Annotated in this window: 10 protein-coding genes; 6 read left to right on the forward strand and 4 right to left on the reverse strand. The window is 36.1% G+C overall.

The window, feature by feature from the left end; all coding sequences use genetic code 11:
* Nucleotides 1-50: 50 nt before the first annotated feature.
* Nucleotides 51-1049 (forward strand): NADP-dependent oxidoreductase, encoded by a 999-nt coding sequence (locus ACJJVI_RS07405; RefSeq protein ID WP_405351239.1) that lies wholly within the window; start codon nucleotides 51-53, stop codon nucleotides 1047-1049.
* Nucleotides 1050-1169: 120 nt separating this feature from the next.
* Entirely contained in the window at nucleotides 1170-2099 is a 930-nt protein-coding gene (locus tag ACJJVI_RS07410) for a DUF58 domain-containing protein (RefSeq protein WP_042296075.1), read from the forward strand.
* Nucleotides 2100-2499: 400 nt separating this feature from the next.
* Here the strand turns inward: ACJJVI_RS07410 and ACJJVI_RS07415 are convergent, their stop codons facing one another.
* From ACJJVI_RS07415 to ACJJVI_RS07430, 4 genes are all read right to left on the reverse strand, one after another.
* A complete protein-coding gene (locus ACJJVI_RS07415; protein WP_405351242.1) occupies nucleotides 2500-5229 on the reverse strand; it encodes an alpha-amylase family glycosyl hydrolase in 2730 nt (909 codons plus the stop codon).
* A gap of 63 nt (nucleotides 5230-5292) precedes the next feature.
* Nucleotides 5293-6408 (reverse strand): SusF/SusE family outer membrane protein, encoded by a 1116-nt coding sequence (locus ACJJVI_RS07420; RefSeq protein WP_348021900.1) that lies wholly within the window; start codon nucleotides 6406-6408, stop codon nucleotides 5293-5295.
* 18 nt (nucleotides 6409-6426) lie between these two features.
* The gene (locus ACJJVI_RS07425; RefSeq protein WP_317290695.1) at nucleotides 6427-8022 is read right to left on the reverse strand and encodes a RagB/SusD family nutrient uptake outer membrane protein; all 1596 of its coding nucleotides are present in this window, start codon (nucleotides 8020-8022) and stop codon (nucleotides 6427-6429) included.
* 19 nt (nucleotides 8023-8041) lie between these two features.
* Nucleotides 8042-10924 carry a SusC/RagA family TonB-linked outer membrane protein gene (locus ACJJVI_RS07430; RefSeq protein WP_405351244.1) on the reverse strand — a complete coding sequence of 961 codons (2883 nt, stop codon included), beginning with the start codon at nucleotides 10922-10924 and terminating at the stop codon, nucleotides 8042-8044.
* Between the two features lie 194 nt (nucleotides 10925-11118).
* On the opposite strand from ACJJVI_RS07430, the gene ACJJVI_RS07435 reads away from it, so the two are divergent.
* The 4 genes from ACJJVI_RS07435 (at nucleotide 11119) to ACJJVI_RS07450 (ending at nucleotide 16679) form a co-directional block, all read left to right on the forward strand.
* Nucleotides 11119-12138 carry a LacI family DNA-binding transcriptional regulator gene (locus tag ACJJVI_RS07435; protein ID WP_042296070.1) on the forward strand — a complete coding sequence of 340 codons (1020 nt, stop codon included), beginning with the start codon at nucleotides 11119-11121 and terminating at the stop codon, nucleotides 12136-12138.
* 122 nt (nucleotides 12139-12260) lie between these two features.
* The gene (locus ACJJVI_RS07440) at nucleotides 12261-13721 is read left to right on the forward strand and encodes an MFS transporter (protein WP_036582568.1); all 1461 of its coding nucleotides are present in this window, start codon (nucleotides 12261-12263) and stop codon (nucleotides 13719-13721) included.
* Nucleotides 13714-14376, forward strand: a complete 663-nt coding sequence (gene pgmB, locus ACJJVI_RS07445) for a beta-phosphoglucomutase (RefSeq protein ID WP_405351246.1) — start codon at nucleotides 13714-13716, stop codon at nucleotides 14374-14376. Before ACJJVI_RS07440 ends, pgmB begins: the two co-directional genes overlap by 8 nt.
* Nucleotides 14376-16679: a glycoside hydrolase family 65 protein gene (locus ACJJVI_RS07450; RefSeq protein WP_405351247.1), complete on the forward strand. Its 2304-nt coding sequence runs from the start codon at nucleotides 14376-14378 to the stop codon at nucleotides 16677-16679. Before pgmB ends, ACJJVI_RS07450 begins: the two co-directional genes overlap by 1 nt.
* Nucleotide 16680 lies beyond the last annotated feature (1 nt).

Consider the following 16680-nt stretch of genomic DNA (forward strand, 5'->3'; position numbering starts at 1 on the left):
AGTACATCGTTGATGGCCATTACGGTATCTTGAAAATAAAAACATTAATCATGAGCAAGACTATAGTATTGAAGCAACGACCAGATGGTGCACCTAAGAATAATGATTTTGAAATCATTAATGAAAATCAACCATCTATTAAATCAGGAGAAATACTGCTAAAAGCAAAATATGTTTCTGTTGATCCTTACTTAAGAGGTCGCATGCGTGATGAAGAGTCTTATATAGAGCCATTCAAAATCAATAAACCAATCGCTTCCACTGTAGTTGCTGAGGTAGTTGAGAGTAAAAATGAAAAATATAAGGAAGGTGATTTTTTAACAGGAATGCTAGATTGGAAAGAATACCAAGTGCATACTGGGGATAATTTGCGTAATGTAGATGGTGACAGTATCTCTCTAAGTGCCTATTTAGGAGTTTTAGGTTTAACAGGATTAACCGCTTATTTTGGATTAAATAGGATAGGAGAACCTAAAAAAGGTGAGACATTACTAGTATCTGGTGCAGCTGGTGCGGTAGGTTCCATAGTAGGTCAAATTGGTAAAATAAAAGGATTAAGGGTAATAGGGATTGCAGGCTCTGATGAAAAAGTATCGCTACTTACTGATCAGCTGGGATTTGACGCAGCCATTAATTATAACACGACAGATGATATGGCAGCGGCTATTAAAGAATATGCACCGGACGGCGTCGATATCTATTTTGATAATGTAGGTAGTTATACCTTAGATGCTGCCATGAAAAATATCAATCGCTTTGGGCGTGTCATTAATTGCGGTGCTATCTCGCTTTATAATGAAACAGAGCAACCTACTGGTCCTCGTTTAGAGACTACACTGGTAAAGAAAAGTGTTAAAATGCAAGGATTTATAGTTCGTAATTTCGAGGAAGATTTTCCAGAAGGTGTTCAACAACTGTCTAAATGGTTAAAAGAAGGTAAGTTAAAACATGAAGAAACAATTGTAGAAGGATTTGATTCCATACCACAAGCCTTTATTGATTTGTTTGATGGTAAAAATAAAGGTAAGATGGTTGTTAAAATCTATTAGGTATGCAGAACAATTAGGTTGATAAGTATTCCGCTTTCGCGAAAGCGGAATCTTTTCAGTCCTTAGTACTTTTATAAAAAGATAATTTGCAAATATTCTTGATACTCTTATCTTCACAAAATGGATATTCAAAAGGAGTTAAATAAAACTACAGGCTTTAAAAACCTTGCGCTACTAGCCAGTCAGGTAGTTGAAGGTTTCATATCTGGTATGCATAAATCTCCTTTCCATGGTTTTAGTGCAGAATTTGCAGAGCATAAGATCTATAATCCTGGAGAAAGTACACGTCACATAGATTGGAAGCTTTTTGCTAAAACGGATAAGCTATACACAAAGCGATACGATGAAGAAACTAATTTGCGTTGTCATCTGATTATAGACAATAGCCCTTCTATGCATTATCCTTCAGTTTCTAATCAACAATTAGGAAATCTCAATAAAGTAGGATACAGCGCACTAGCAGCTGCTAGTGTAATGAGTGTACTCAAAAAACAAAGGGATGCTGTAGGATTATCTGTTTACAGTGATTCTTATGAATATTACGCACCTGAAAAAGGTAGTGATAGACATCACAATATGTTATTAGATCAGTTGTCTAAAATGGTTGTGAATAAGCCTAAAGGAACAACAACAAATACCTATAAATATTTACATGAGATTGCAGAGAAAATGAAGCGACGATCTCTCATTTTTCTTTTTACAGATATGTTCCAAAGTGACGTCCAAGAAAAAGAACTGTTTGAGGCGTTAAGACATTTAAAATATAATAAACATGATGTAGTCCTCTTTCATACCTATGATAGTGCTACTGAAGTAAATTTTGACTTTACAAATAAACCTGCTCGTTATACAGATGTAGAGACTGGTGAGCATATCGATTTATATGCAGATAATGTAAAAGAAGTTTATAAAAAAGCTGTAAGTGCTTATTTTGAAAAACTAAGAGTACGTTGTGGTCAAAATAGAATTAAATATATGCCTGTTGATATACAGCGCAATTTTGATGTGGTACTCACTACTTTTCTTTTAGAAAGACAACTTTTCAAATAATATATATACCAATAAAAAAAGCCCGTCGTTAAACGGGCTTCATAACTCTATTTTTGAAAAGAGTAAGAGTTATAAGAATAATTAATTATTCCTTCTGCAAATTTGTTTATTATGCATGCATAAAGATAATTAAAATCTTACATTTTTTCTAATATCGATAAACGGTATAAAATTCATACAAAAGGTCGTTAAACAAAGAAAGCCTATCGTGTGATAGGCTTTCGTAACCGAATGAATTATGAAAAGAGTATTAGGTTACACTTAAATCGGTACTTAAATTTTTAGGGAAAACCTAAGTCCTTTATTTGAGCATTACAAATATCTGATTATACTCTTCTTTTACTTAAAATGTGACCAATCCAGAAAAACTAATCGTTAAAGTACTTATTTGTCTGACTAACTACTCTTTTATCAATTTTATTTGGTGATTTCCTTTTACAGTTTGAACTGTGATGATGTAAACGCCACTTGTAAGGCTCTCGATAGAGTAATTGGGTAAGTTCTTTTCATAATCAAGTACTTGCTGTCCTTTCATGTTGTAAATTTTCATGCTTTGAATGTCTTCAGATAATCTGAAAGAGTTTTGAGCAGGATTAGGATACAATTTTATACCTGTCGTTAAGTTAGAGCTGTCTTCATTACTTAATGGATCTTGTAATTGCTGAGTAGAGTAAACTCGATATTCACCAGGTTGTAGATTAATCATTGCAGTGGTATTAGTAATATTTACAGTTGTATTACTGAAGTATTCATACCAAGTTCCGTTTTGACTAAAATTTGGATTAACATTTTGGGCTGTAATGCCATAATTAGCCAGTACAACGACGTCAAAGACCGGTCCATTTAAATTAATACGTTTTGTAACTCCAGACACATCTAGGTTGTTGTTTGTAGTGTTCCACGTATCTGGATATTTAGTTTTAAAACCTATCATGGTAGCAGTAACATTATATAAGTCCATGCGGTCTTGGTCAGTATCATAATTCAGTGTCCATGGTATCGGTTTGCGACCTGTACGACCGTTCTGATCAATATCTATCTCATAGCCTAACTCGCCAAACTGCCAAAGCATTTTAGGGCCAGGTATGCTGTATAATATCGCAGCAATAGCCTCTTGTCTATCTAATGCTACAGGTAAACTACGTACGTTATGCGAAGAATTTGCGGCGTTTCCAAAATTTAAGTTCTTATACATTAAACGTTGCTCATCATGACTTTCTGCATAAGCAACTAGGTGCTGGTCATTCCATCCTCTAGCTAGATAGTACGATCTAAAAACATCATTGTTACTAGAATAACCCATAGAATTTTGATTAAATTCATCAGTCATCTTGCCCCATAGCATAAAGCCTGCATTTGCTAAGGCTGTCTCTTCAGAGTTATCGCCTAAATGTTCAAGAATCATGTATATATCATTGCTATTTGCATTCCAAATGGTGTTCTTATAATCGTTAAGAATATCTACTCTAGATTGATCATATGCACTCCATGCGCTAATATTACCTAGTGTGAAGTTTTGAGTAAATCCTTTCGAAAGATCAAATCTAAAACCATCGATACGATACTCATCGATCCAGTATTGTAATGTCTGTTTAACATAGTCTCTGGTCCACTGGCTCTCATGATTGAAATCATAACCAACATTAAAGTCGTGCGTAGGAGAAGAATTTAAATAAGGGTTGTTTGCAGCTGGTCTAAAGTTATTTTCATCCCACCAAAGTTGACACAATGGACTTTGCGAAAAGGCATGATTATATACTACATCTATTACAACAGCAATTCCTCTAGAATGACATAAATCTACTAACTCTTTAAATTTTTCTGGGGTACCGTATGCTTTATCTAATGCTCCATGAAACTTAGGATTATAACCCCAGCTGTCCGTTCCTTCAAACTCATTTACTGGCATTAATTGTAGCGTATTGATTCCTAATGTTTCTAAATAGTCAATACGATTTATTACTTCTTGAAAACTATCGTTCTCTGAAAAGTCACGTACTAATAGTTCATAAATAACTAGGTTTTCCTTATTAGGTTTCTGAAAATTATTAACCGTCCAATTATAAGGTGTCGCTTGATAAGTATATAATGATACATCACCAGTTGTAAGTCCTGTAGGATATGTTGGTAAATTAGGGTAATTACCAGGCTTGATATATTGATCACTATCTGGATCTAATATTAATCCAGAAAATGGATCTGCAACTTTGAAAGTATAATCAACTATATATTGATATTGAAAAGTCTGTCCAGCAGTAAAGTTTGAACTAGGAACGGTTACCCAGAAGTAGTCACCATCTTTAAACATTTGAAAGTTAGTGTCTAGGTTCCAGTTTGTAAAATCACCTATTAAGGCAGCATCCGTTTTTCCTGGAGCAGCGAGTAAAAAAGTGACACTACCATCTGCATTCTCATTGACTCCATTTTTAAGCCCAGCAGGTCTTGTTTGCGTTTGCGTTGCCGCAGGAACAAAAACGTTCACAGCATCTGTGATTTGTTGTGCTCCATTATCTGCAGTTAATTCTATTGTGTGTCCACCTGTCGTATTAAAAGTATACGGTGATGTGATGTTCATAGAACTAGTCGCAGTGCCTATTGATGTATTATTGACCTTTAATTCAAGTGTTGCATTTTGAGAAGCGTCACCTGATATATTGATGGTTTGATTTAAGGTAAAAATATCTCCATCTGCAGGTGAGGTAATTAATGCATTTAGGCCTGGTTGAAAAATAGGTAGAAAAATATCTGGACTTGTTTGGGCATTTGCTGCTGCGTTTCTTACAACTAGGCATATTTCACTAACGACATCACCAGCAGTAACATTATAAAATGATTCTATATCAGATCCAAGTGTTAATTGGTATATGTTTCCACCTGTATTTACAAATTGAGGTGCGCCATTATTATCATTAAATGTGGGCACAATGATGTTTTGCCATCTATTTCCGTTAATCGTTACACCTGTGTAGGCATACAGAGTGCCTGTAGTATTTTCTAAAGCTGTACCAGTAGAATCAAATATTAATGTAACCTGATCGGTTTGTGTAGGTGTTGAAGGGTTTGTGGTTACTTGCGCTTTCGCGAAAGCGAATCCTATAACCGCTAAAAAGAAAAGTAAATTATTTTTCATAGTAAAGTCTTTAATCTAAAAAAGGGCTGTTGCCAGCCCTTTTTAATTATTATAAGTCCATTATTACTGAACTGGAATTAATATGTAACGACCATCTAAATCATTAAAGAAGATATCGTAAGCTCCTGGAGCGATAGGCACATTAGGACCATCTTGAGTTCCCTGACCTGAGAATTCAGTATCGCTTCCCCAGTTAGTCGCCCAATCATCGTTTGCTCTAAACTTCATCTCACCAGATATAAGAGTAACGTTTCTTAAGCTCCATTTGTGAGGATCAAAGCTAGATTGATTCATTGCTGTACTAGCACCCCATCCTGCAGGAGTACTATCACCTATAATTCCTACAGTCATATACGTTGTTGCAGTAGCTGCAGCACTGTTTGCAGTCATAGAGAAACTAGATGCGCCTTCTGAAGAATTGGTCACGCCATCTACATCTACCACAAAGTCATAGTAACCAGCAGCAGGTGCAGCAAATGAGTTAGGGTCACTACCACCACCATCATTAACTCCTACAGCACCATTGCGCTCACCATATTGTGGCTGCCAGAAACCTGGAGTAGAAAGTAATTTAAATTCATCACCGTTGAAATAACCTGTGTAATAATAAACGGTTTCGTTTGCTGGATCACGGAACAACGCAGGGTTGTTGTTATCATTACTCCATCCAGCTTCTGTAGCTGCTCCAACTAGATATAAGTCTGAGAATGGATATGCTGCAAAAGGAGTGATAATGATGTTTACCTCATTTGAAACTATAGGGTTAACAGCTGGGTCTGCTGTAGTAGCTACAACTCTTAATTTATAATTACTAGCAACAGTTGCTTCTCCACCTAGTGCAATCGCAGCCGCATTTAACGTTTCATAAGTAACGGCAACATTAGTCTCAGTACTAGCTCCTAATATTTGTGGTGCACTATAGTCACCCATGTCAGTATCCATTTGTAAAGTATAGTCTATTTGTACTGGTACTTCAAGGCTTATAGCGTTCCATGTAAAACGCTCTGCTAGGTCATCACCATTAAACTCTGTTACTTCAAATGCTCCAGATCCTGGAGATAATGTAATTTCTCCAGCGGTATTAGTGTTTAAATTGAATTCTTCAGAATCATTGTCATCACAAGATGTGATAGCAGCAATTGCTAAAAACGATAGTATTAATATTGAAAACTTTTTCATCGTATTGCTTATTTATAATTAGTATCCAGGATTCTGGATTAGGTTAGGATTTAAATTTACTTCTTGTGCTGGAATAGGTAATAAATTACGGAATGGAGCGGTTGTAGTTCCAGATTGAACATTTCCTTTCCATGCCCATACTTTACCTGTCGTGAATTTTCCGAAACGGATCAAATCTTGACGTCTATGCGTTTCCCAATGGAGTTCTCTAGCTCTTTCATCTAGTATAAAATCTAGGTCTATATCACTTGCTGTGATATTACCACTAGTGTTTCCATAAGCTCTTTCACGTAGTTGATTGATATAGCCTTCGGCTATGTTTAAGTCTCCGCCAGCAGCGCCTCTTACAGTAGCTTCAGCATACATTAAATAGGCATCTGATAATCGAAATACTGGGAAATCTATATCAACAAAGTCTCCTACAGTATCGCTACCAGCATTACCATTTACGTCGATGTTTTTAAATTTCTGAATAGCAAACCCATCTTTAAAGCGTCCTACATCAGCAATTTCTAAATTTTGATCTTGAGTAAAGAAAGTTTCACGCTGGTCTGCGCTATTTTCCATTCCTGGGAATAACTCAACAAATTCCTTTGTCGTACGTATTCCACCCCAACCACCGTTGATACCAAACTCTGAAGGATCCATATCTCCACCAACTGGTGCGTGTGTTAAGTAAGTCGTGCCACCAAATGTTTGTGTATTTAAACCATCAAAGTTTAAAGTCCAGATAAACTCGCTTTGTGCACCGTTACTATCATTATCTGCATAGAAACTATACGCATATGGTACCGTTGGAATTGTATATCCACCATTAATTACCTTATTCGTATAGATTAAGGCATCATCGTTTCTTTCAGTTCCTGTATAAACTTCTGCATTTAAATACATCTTTGCTAATAACATTTGAAGGGCAGCTTGATCTGCTCTACCATACTCATTCATTCCTGCTGGAACAATTTGGTCTTCAATAGCTAATAGTTCTGTTTCAATCCAGTTGAATAAGTCCGTTCTATTAATTGCTTCTAGACCATTTGCTACATCAGTGTTTTCAGTACTAAAAGGCATTGTTCCAAAAAGATCCATACCATGATAGTATGAGTAAGCCCTTAAAAAGCGAGCTTCATTTCTGTATTCTGCTACTTCTGCTCTAATATCACTAGGTACATCAAACTCGTTAAGTTTTGCATCTGACGATAGTCTTATAAATTCATTACATACAGAAATCTGATAATTGATTCTAGAGAACATAGCGTTGATGAACTCATTTCCATCTGTCCACACGTGACCATGAAGATCTTTAATAGTACCGTCATTCCATGCGATGATAGCTTCATCTGTCGTAAGTTCTTGCATGTTCCAGTATAATCTTAAGTAGTTTGAAAAACCACCATCTATTCCAGAAATATCTGCATTACCATCACCACCAGATTGTCCACCTAGCATTAAACCTGCATAGGCTTTTGCAATAAGACCGCGATAAGTAGTAGGGTCTTTTAATAAATCAGCTTCTGTTAGAGAATCTCCATCTGGCTCTACAGTAAGCACGTCATCACAAGCTGTGAATAATAGCATACCTAAGAAAACCAAAATAATCGATTTATACATTTTCATATTATTGCTTTTTTAAATTTTAAAAATTAAATCCTAGACCTAAGATGATTCCGCGATTTCTAGGGAACAGATTGTTATCAATTCCATTGAAAACCTCAGGATCTACACCATCATAATCTGTAATTGTAAGTAAGTTAGTTCCTGTAATAGAGGCTCTTATATCCACTTTGTCGCCAGGGAAGTTATATCCTAACGATACGTTATCTAATTTGACAAAGTCAGCTTTTTGAAGATAGTAATCAGAAAACACTTCTTGATCACTAAATCCTGTGTTTAGAAAATCTGATGGAGTATTAAGATACAGCGGATTTTGAGTATTCGTAGGGAAGATAGTGGCAAGGTTTGCTGAATTAGAGCTTACATTGTTGTAATTATATCCACCTGCAGCACCTCTAAAAGTAGCACTTAAGTCAAATCTCTTATAAGAGAAGTTAGTTGTTAAACCAAAATAAGCGTCATGATTAGCTTTCTTGTAACGTACTCTGTCAGCATCGTTAATCACATTGTCACCATTAGTGTCAACAAAGACACCGTCAAGAGGCGCACCATCTTGATCATATACCTGACGGAACACGTGGAATGTAGTAGGATCAGATCCTACGGCCCATTCTTGAATATTATTACCTACTCCACCAGAGATACCACCTACTTGCACAGGATCATCATTTGCACCAGCAAGATCAGTAATTTCAATTTCTTGGAATGTAATGTTTCCACCAATGTTCCAAGTCATATTTTCTGTCTCAAGAACTTTTACATTGATACTCGTTTCAATACCACGACTTAAAGTAGAACCTGCATTTTGAATACTACCGTTTTCTAATCCACCTGCCGGAAGTGGACCGAATAATAATAGATCAGATGTTTCTCTATAGAATCCATCAACACTACCCGTTAAACGGTTGTTAAAGAAACCTAAGTCAATACCAGCATTCCATTGGTCTGTTGTCTCCCAAACTAAGTCTATTGATCCTTCTGGACGTATGGTTGTTACAAACTGATTACCGAATTGAACGGCCGCCGTTTGTTGACCTGGAGTAAATGTAGATAAATAAGCAAATGGATCACTGATTTCTTGCTGACCAGTCTGACCAAATCCACCACGTATTTTTAATTGTGAAAGAACGGTACTGTTCTTTATAAAGTCAGTGTTCGTCAACTTTAAAGCTCCGCTGACTCCGTAGAAGTTTGCCCATCTATTGTCTTTAGAGAATCTTGAACTACCATTACGAGAATAACTTCCTGAAAGAACTAGCAAGTCATTAATGTCAAAAGAGGCTCTACCGAAGAATGTTACAATTGAATTTTCATCTGGAGATGAAAGAAAGTCAACAAGTGATCCATTCACTAATCCACGATCAAAAGATTGTCTAAAAAATGTTTGAACACTACTACCTAAAGTAAGATCCATTTGTGTATTTAGTTTTTCTAAATCTCTGGAATAATCAAAACGACCATCAAGAAGATTATTTCTTCTTATACCACGACTAAAGTTTTTAGAAGCGACGCGATCACCTGCCCCAGAATTTGCATCTCTTAAAGAATAAGAGTCAAATTCATTATAGTCGATACCAGCATTACCTGTAAATTTAAGTCCTTTAACAGGTAACTTATATTCTGCATTCATGTTAAGTCTCGCCTGATAGTTATCTAATTGTGAGTCTAAACTGTTTAAAAGCCCTAGAGGATTTCTAGGTGCATTAGGCTCAATACCTGTAGAGTTTGTATATTCAAAATATCCACCATAAAGGTCATTACCACTAAATATAGGCTGTGTCGGGTCAAAAACTACGGCTGCACCTACAGCACCAGTATCTGCATTTCTAATTTCTTCTTGAGCTAGTTGAGAAGTGAATGTCAGTTTTAATTTATTATCCAATAACTTCTGGATCACATTTAAACTTAAACTTGCTCGTTCATAACCAGAGCGCTGTAATGTACCATGTTCATTATTGTATCCTAGAGAAGCTCTGATAGATGTGTTATCATATCCCTTTTCAATGGTAAGGTTGTGAATGGCACGAGTACCATTTTGGTAGATAGCATCTTGCCAGTCAGTATTTGCGTCTCCCAATATAGAAGTGTCACGACCTTGGTCAGCTACCATTTGACGAAATTCATCGCCTGTTAATACATCTGTATAGTTGTCTACCTTTTCAACAGCAAACTGTACATCATATCTTACCTTAAGATCGCTACTGAAATTAGCCTTTTTTGTAGTAATTAAAACAACACCATTAGACGCACGATTACCATATATAGCCGTTGCAGATGCATCTTTTAAAATAGTGATACTTTCAATGTCATTAGGGTTAATGGAGTTTAAACTTGCATTACTTTGATCTAGCGGTACACCATCTACTACATAAAGAGCATCTTGACTACCAGATAAGGTAGAACCAGGACGTACACGTATAACAGGTCCGTCTCCAGGGCGACCACTTGCAGCCGTAACTTGCACACCAGCAGCTTTACCAGCGATTAATTGACCTGGTGAAGTAATGGCACCTTTATTAAACTCTTCTGACTTAATAGTTTCTTGAGCACTAGTAACATTTTCTTGTTTAATACTACCATAACCTATTAATACAATCGCGTCTAATTCTGACGGATCTTCAGCTAGTGCAATGTCAATTGTGCTTTGACCAGTATAAGCTACTTCTTGAGTAGTATATCCTATGTAAGAAAAAACAATGACTGCACCATCTGGTACATTATTAAGAGTGTAATTCCCATCGAAATCTGTTGCGGTACCATTAGAGGTTCCTTTAACAAGTACACTGGCGCTAGGGACAGGTAATCCAGTACTTGCATCTTTAATTGTTCCTGTGATAACACTTTGGGCAACAGCTAGCAAAGGTAAGATTAGGAGCAATAAAGCAGTTTTAAATTTTTGATTCATTACTGAAATTAGTTTAAATTAATAGTTAATATCTTCTTCTCACACGCCCCAAAAATATGTAAACCTTATGTTAAGAAACCGTTTTCGTAATGTAATTCTACGAAAACGTTTTCGGTGTTTTGTAGTAAATTATTATATACTATATTACGCTTTCGCGAAAGCGTAACTCTTTATTTTTAAAATATTTAGATCAGATGGCTCAAAAGTTAACTCTTAAGAAAATTGCACAAGAATTAAAGGTCTCCATATCAACTGTTTCCAAGGCTTTAAGGGATTCTCACGAGATTAGCGTTGAAACACGTACCAAGATTCAAGAGTATGCAAAGCAGTATAATTTTAAGCCTAACAATATCGCGTTAAGCTTAAAAAATCAAAAGACTAAAAAGATAGGTGTGATTATTCCAGAGATAGTCCATCATTTTTTTGCGACGGTAATTTCTGGTGTAGAACGTGTGGCAAATGAAAAAGGATATCAAGTAATTATATGCCTGTCTGGTGAAAGTTTTGATAAAGAAGTAGTTAATATGGATATGCTGGCAAATGGAAGTATTGATGGCTTTGTAATGAGTCTTTCTAAAGAGACTATGGAGCGACAGGACTTCCACCACTTAAGAGAGGTGACTAATCAAGGTATGCCTATTGTCATGTTTGATCGTGTTGCAGATGATATCGCCTGTGATAAAATCATAATTGATGATGTTGAGGCCGCAAATAAAGCTACCGATTTTTTATTGCGTAAAAACCGTCGTAACCTAGGTCTGATCTCAACACCGGATTATGTTAATGTAGGTAGGTTGCGTACTCAAGGTTTTAAAGAGGCATTAATGAAAAGAGGTTATGAAATAGATGAAAGTGCTATTTTAAAAGTTGAAGACATTGAAAATTGTGGAGATAAGATAAAGGAATTTCTGACGGCTGGTAATTATGACGGGTTACTTGCAGTTAATGAACTGTTTGCGGTAACCGCTAGTAAGGCATTGCAAGGAATGGGTAGAAAAGTGCCTGATGATGTTGCAATCGTTGCTTTTACTGATGGTATGTTGTCTAAGTATGCTAGTCCTACATTAACAACCATAGGACAAAAAGGCGAAGAAATGGGTGGATTAGCTGCTGCAAAGCTGATTCAAAAATTAGAATCTGATCATCAAGAAGATGAAACTTACGAAACCGTTATCGTAAAAACTTCATTAATTGAAAGAGAATCTACGCCTTAATTTTTTAACTTGCGACCGTCTAAAAATGTAAATAATTAGACAAACTATCAAAACTTATCTTCTTCACACACATTAAGTTTTGATAAGTCATAAGGCTTATCGTCATTATAAATTATAACGATATGCAAAAACCTAAGTTAGGTTTCTGGAACATTTGGAACATGAGTTTCGGATTTCTGGGTATTCAGTTCGGTTTTGCCCTACAGGGCTCTACCATGTCACGTATTTTTGAGACTTTAGGAGCAAATAAAGATGAGATCCCATTACTATGGATTGCAGCTCCACTTGCTGGTTTAATCGTGCAACCTATTATAGGTTACTTAAGTGATAATACCTGGCATAAAAATCTAGGGCGTAGAAGGCCTTTCTTTTTAATAGGTGCCATTCTCAGTTCTATCGCATTATTATTTATGCCTTATTCTTCTGAGGTATGGATGGCTGCTGGTCTTTTATTAGTGCTAGACGCTTCTATTAATATTTCTATGGAACCATTCCGTGCTCTGGTGGCAGATAAATTACCAGAATCTCAACGCAGCTATGGTTTTGTAGTTCAAACATTAATAATAGGTGTCGGTACTTGGGTAGCCAGTAATTTACCGAAATGGGTAAATGATACATTAGAAATATCAAATGAAGCGCCATCTGGCGTTGTTCCAGATTCAGTTAAGGTTGCATTTGGAGTTGGTGCTTTTGTTTTTATCACAGCAATTTTGGTGACCATCTTTACAACAAAAGAATACTCTCCAGCCGAACTCGCTCAATTTGATGACGCCGAAAAAGAACCTGAAGAAAAGAAAGGAATGTGGGAAACCATATCAGGAACCTATGCACTGATGCCACTGATTATGAAAAAATTAGGTGTGGTGCAGTTTTTTTCTTGGTTTGCTTTTTTTGCTATGTGGACGCTTGCAAATCCTGCTTTAACTTCACATATCTACAATGCTCCTAAGCCAGATGTTATTGAGTTTGCTAAAACTACAACTGATGATAATGGAGAATTAATAACGATGCGAGATGCTAATGATGAAGTGGTGTTTTTAAATGATGCCAAAGCATTAGAGTATAAGCAACAGGATAAATCATATAATGAAGCTTCAGATGATGTAGGTTCTAAAATGGGTATTTATGGATTGACCTCTATGGTGTTTGCACTAGGATTAACTTTTTATACTGCATACAATAGTATCAATAGGAAATATATTCATATGGCCAGTTTAATCTTAGGTGGATTAGGGTTTTTATACATGTTTTTCATACCAGGTGAACCAGATAAATTGCTTATCTCTTTCAGTTTAATAGGGATTGCATGGGGAAGTATTTTGTCTATGCCTTATGCCATGCTTTCAAGCTCAGTAGAGTCGCATAAAATGGGATTAATGATGGGCGTTTTTAATATGTTTATCGTTATACCACAAATCATAGCCGCTATAGGTGGTGTTGTCTTCTTACAAAACTTAATAGGAGAGGAATCAATACACGCTATGACCATCGCAGGAATATTTTTAATTATTGCTGCATTTTCAAATTTATTAATCACAAATAAAAAGGCGATTACGTATCAGCCGTCTATAGATAATGAATAAAAAAGCATTCATATTTGACCTTGATGGTGTTATTGTTGATACTGCAAAATTTCACTTTATTGCATGGCAACGGTTAGCAGCATCTTTAGGAATCAACTTTACTCATGAAGAGAACGAGCAACTCAAAGGAGTTTCTAGAGTAAACTCATTGAAGAAAATACTTGAATGGGGAAATAAGACAATTACTGCTGAAGTTTTTCAGGAGAAAATGGACCAAAAGAATGAAGAATATCTAGATCTAATTAAAACATTAGATACATCAGATATTATGCCTGGAGTCCATAACTTTCTTCTAGAGTTAAAGGGTAAAAATCAACCTATCGCATTAGGTAGTGCTAGTAAAAACGCGAGGCCCATTTTAGAAAAGTTAGGCATTAAAAATTTGTTTGACGTTATTGTAGATGGTACTAATGTCACTAAAGCAAAACCAGATCCAGAGGTGTTTCTCAGTGCTTGTAGTCAGCTGGGATACCATGCTCAAGATAGTATCGTATTTGAAGATAGTGTCGCTGGTGTGCAAGCTGCAAATACAGCAGGCATGATTTCTATTGGATTAGGAGAAAAAGACATATTACACGAGGCAGATGAAGTTTTTAATCACTTTACAGACATGCCAGAAGATTATATAAACACACTATTGAATAAGAATAAGTAATGAATCAGGAATATATAAAACCCAACGCATGGTCCATCATAGAGGAAGGATGGAGTCCTGGCTTAGTAAAGTCAAGTGAAAGTTTATTCTCTATAGGGAATGGAGCCATGGGACAACGTGCTAATTTTGAAGAACAATATAGTGGTGAAACTTTTCAAGGAAGTTATGTCGCAGGAGTTTACTATCCAGATAAAACAAGAGTAGGATGGTGGAAAAACGGCTATCCAGAATATTTTGCAAAAGTTCTTAACGCACCTAATTTTATAGGTATTGATGTTTTTGTTGATGGAGAAGCGCTTGATTTAAATCAAGTAGATAAAGTGACGGATTACCGACGCGAGTTGAACATGAAAGAAGGTTGGTATGAACGCACATTTGTAGCTCATTTTTCTGATGATAAGGCGATAAAAGTAATTGCTCGTAGATTTTTGAGTTTAGAGATTGATGAGTTAGGAGTGATTGATTATCAGGTTAGTGCGGTTAAAGGTGATGTAAAAATAGAATTTCAACCATATTTAGATGCCGGAATTACTAACGAGGACTCAAATTGGGATGATGCATTTTGGGAAATAGAAGAACTGATTTCTGAAGATCATCAAGGTTTTATACGCAGCCGTACTAATAAAACTAACTTTCATGTATGTACCTTCATGCAATCAGAGCTAGTTCAGAATGGTGAGCATTTGCAATATGCAAATCATCTAGAACAAAATACTAAAATAATACGCCATACCGCTAGTATAGAGCTTCAAGAGCGTGAAACGGTAACCTTAAGAAAGTATGCTGGATACTGTTCTAGTCTTAATCATCAACAATATGAATTGTTTGATGCTGCAAGAAAAGTCTTGACTCATGCTACATTAGCCGGATATGACGTATTATTGCAAGGTCAGATTGAGCAATGGGCTCAAATTTGGGCAATGGCCGATATTACTATAGACGATGATCTTAAAGCACAACAAGGGATACGTTTTAATATCTTTCAATTAAACCAGACTTACTTAGGTAAGGACGCTCGTTTAAATATAGGTCCTAAAGGATTCACCGGTGAGAAATACGGTGGTTCTACTTACTGGGATACTGAGGCATATTGTATACCTTTCTACATGGCTACTAAAGATCAACAAGTAGCAAGAAATTTATTGAAATACAGATATGAGCAGCTAGACAAGGCCATTGAAAACGCTGAGAAATTAGGGTTTTCTAATGGAGCTGCTCTTTATCCTATGGTAACCATGAATGGTGAAGAATCTCATAATGAATGGGAAATCACCTTTGAAGAAATACATCGCAACGGTGCCATGGTATTTGCCATATACAACTACGTACGTTATACAGGTGATTTTTCTTATGTGCCAGAAATGGGACTAGAGGTCATGATTGCCATCGCTAGATTCTGGCATCAACGTGCTACTTTCTCTCAAAAAGCAAATAAATATATGATCCTAGGTGTGACAGGACCTAATGAGTACGAGAATAATGTGAATAACAATTGGTATACTAACTATTTAGCCAAATGGTGTATCAATCAAGCCTTAGAAAATCTAGATAAGGTAAAAGACGGATATGATGACGACTATAAGCGCATCATAGGTCTTACACACCTTTCAGGATCAGAAACTGCATCATGGAGAGAAGTTGCAGATCAAATGTATGAACCTATCGACGAAGAATTAGGAATCTATTTACAACAGGATGGTTTTCTTGATAAAGAAATTATTCCTGTACAAGAATTAGAAGGTAAACACAGACCTATTAACCAGAAATGGTCTTGGGATCGCATTTTAAGAAGTTGTTATATCAAACAGGCAGATGTCCTTCAGGGATTCTACTTTTTTGAAGACCATTTTTCTAAACAAGAACTAGAAAAACACTTTGATTTCTATGAGCCATTAACAGTTCATGAAAGCTCATTATCTCCTTGTGTTCATAGTATTCAAGCAGCAAAATTGGACCGCATGGATCAAGCTTATGAATTCTATTTAAGAACCTCACGTCTTGATCTAGATGATTATAATAAAGAGGTTGAAGAAGGTTGTCATATCACTAGTATGGCAGGAACATGGATGAGTATTGTAGAAGGATTTGGTGGGCTTAAAATAGTCGATGATAAACCTAGTTTTGAAACTAAGTTACCAGAGCAGTGGAAAGGATTTAGTTTTAAATTAAACTTCCGCAATCAGATATTACATGTTCAGGTAGATAAATCTGGCACACAAGTAACATCGCATGGAACAGAACCGGTTGACGTGATAATTAATGGTGAGGAAATCACTCTACAACCTCAAATGGTAAATGCTTAAA

Origin of the sequence: Nonlabens sp. Asnod3-H03, assembly GCF_045063665.1 — a bacterium.
Taxonomy (GTDB): domain Bacteria; phylum Bacteroidota; class Bacteroidia; order Flavobacteriales; family Flavobacteriaceae; genus Nonlabens; species Nonlabens ulvanivorans.

Bases quoted from the DNA above. Each gene is read 5' to 3' on its own strand.
- ACJJVI_RS07405 (WP_405351239.1), top strand. From the start codon at position 51: ATGAGCAAGACTATAGTATTGAAGCAACGACCAGATGGTGCACCTAAG.
- ACJJVI_RS07410 (WP_042296075.1), top strand. From the start codon at position 1,170: ATGGATATTCAAAAGGAGTTAAATAAAACTACAGGCTTTAAAAACCTT.
- ACJJVI_RS07415 (WP_405351242.1), bottom strand. From the start codon at position 5,229: ATGAAAAATAATTTACTTTTCTTTTTAGCGGTTATAGGATTCGCTTTC.
- ACJJVI_RS07420 (WP_348021900.1), bottom strand. From the start codon at position 6,408: ATGAAAAAGTTTTCAATATTAATACTATCGTTTTTAGCAATTGCTGCT.
- ACJJVI_RS07425 (WP_317290695.1), bottom strand. From the start codon at position 8,022: ATGAAAATGTATAAATCGATTATTTTGGTTTTCTTAGGTATGCTATTA.
- ACJJVI_RS07430 (WP_405351244.1), bottom strand. From the start codon at position 10,924: ATGAATCAAAAATTTAAAACTGCTTTATTGCTCCTAATCTTACCTTTG.
- ACJJVI_RS07435 (WP_042296070.1), top strand. From the start codon at position 11,119: ATGGCTCAAAAGTTAACTCTTAAGAAAATTGCACAAGAATTAAAGGTC.
- ACJJVI_RS07440 (WP_036582568.1), top strand. From the start codon at position 12,261: ATGCAAAAACCTAAGTTAGGTTTCTGGAACATTTGGAACATGAGTTTC.
- pgmB (WP_405351246.1), top strand. From the start codon at position 13,714: ATGAATAAAAAAGCATTCATATTTGACCTTGATGGTGTTATTGTTGAT.
- ACJJVI_RS07450 (WP_405351247.1), top strand. From the start codon at position 14,376: ATGAATCAGGAATATATAAAACCCAACGCATGGTCCATCATAGAGGAA.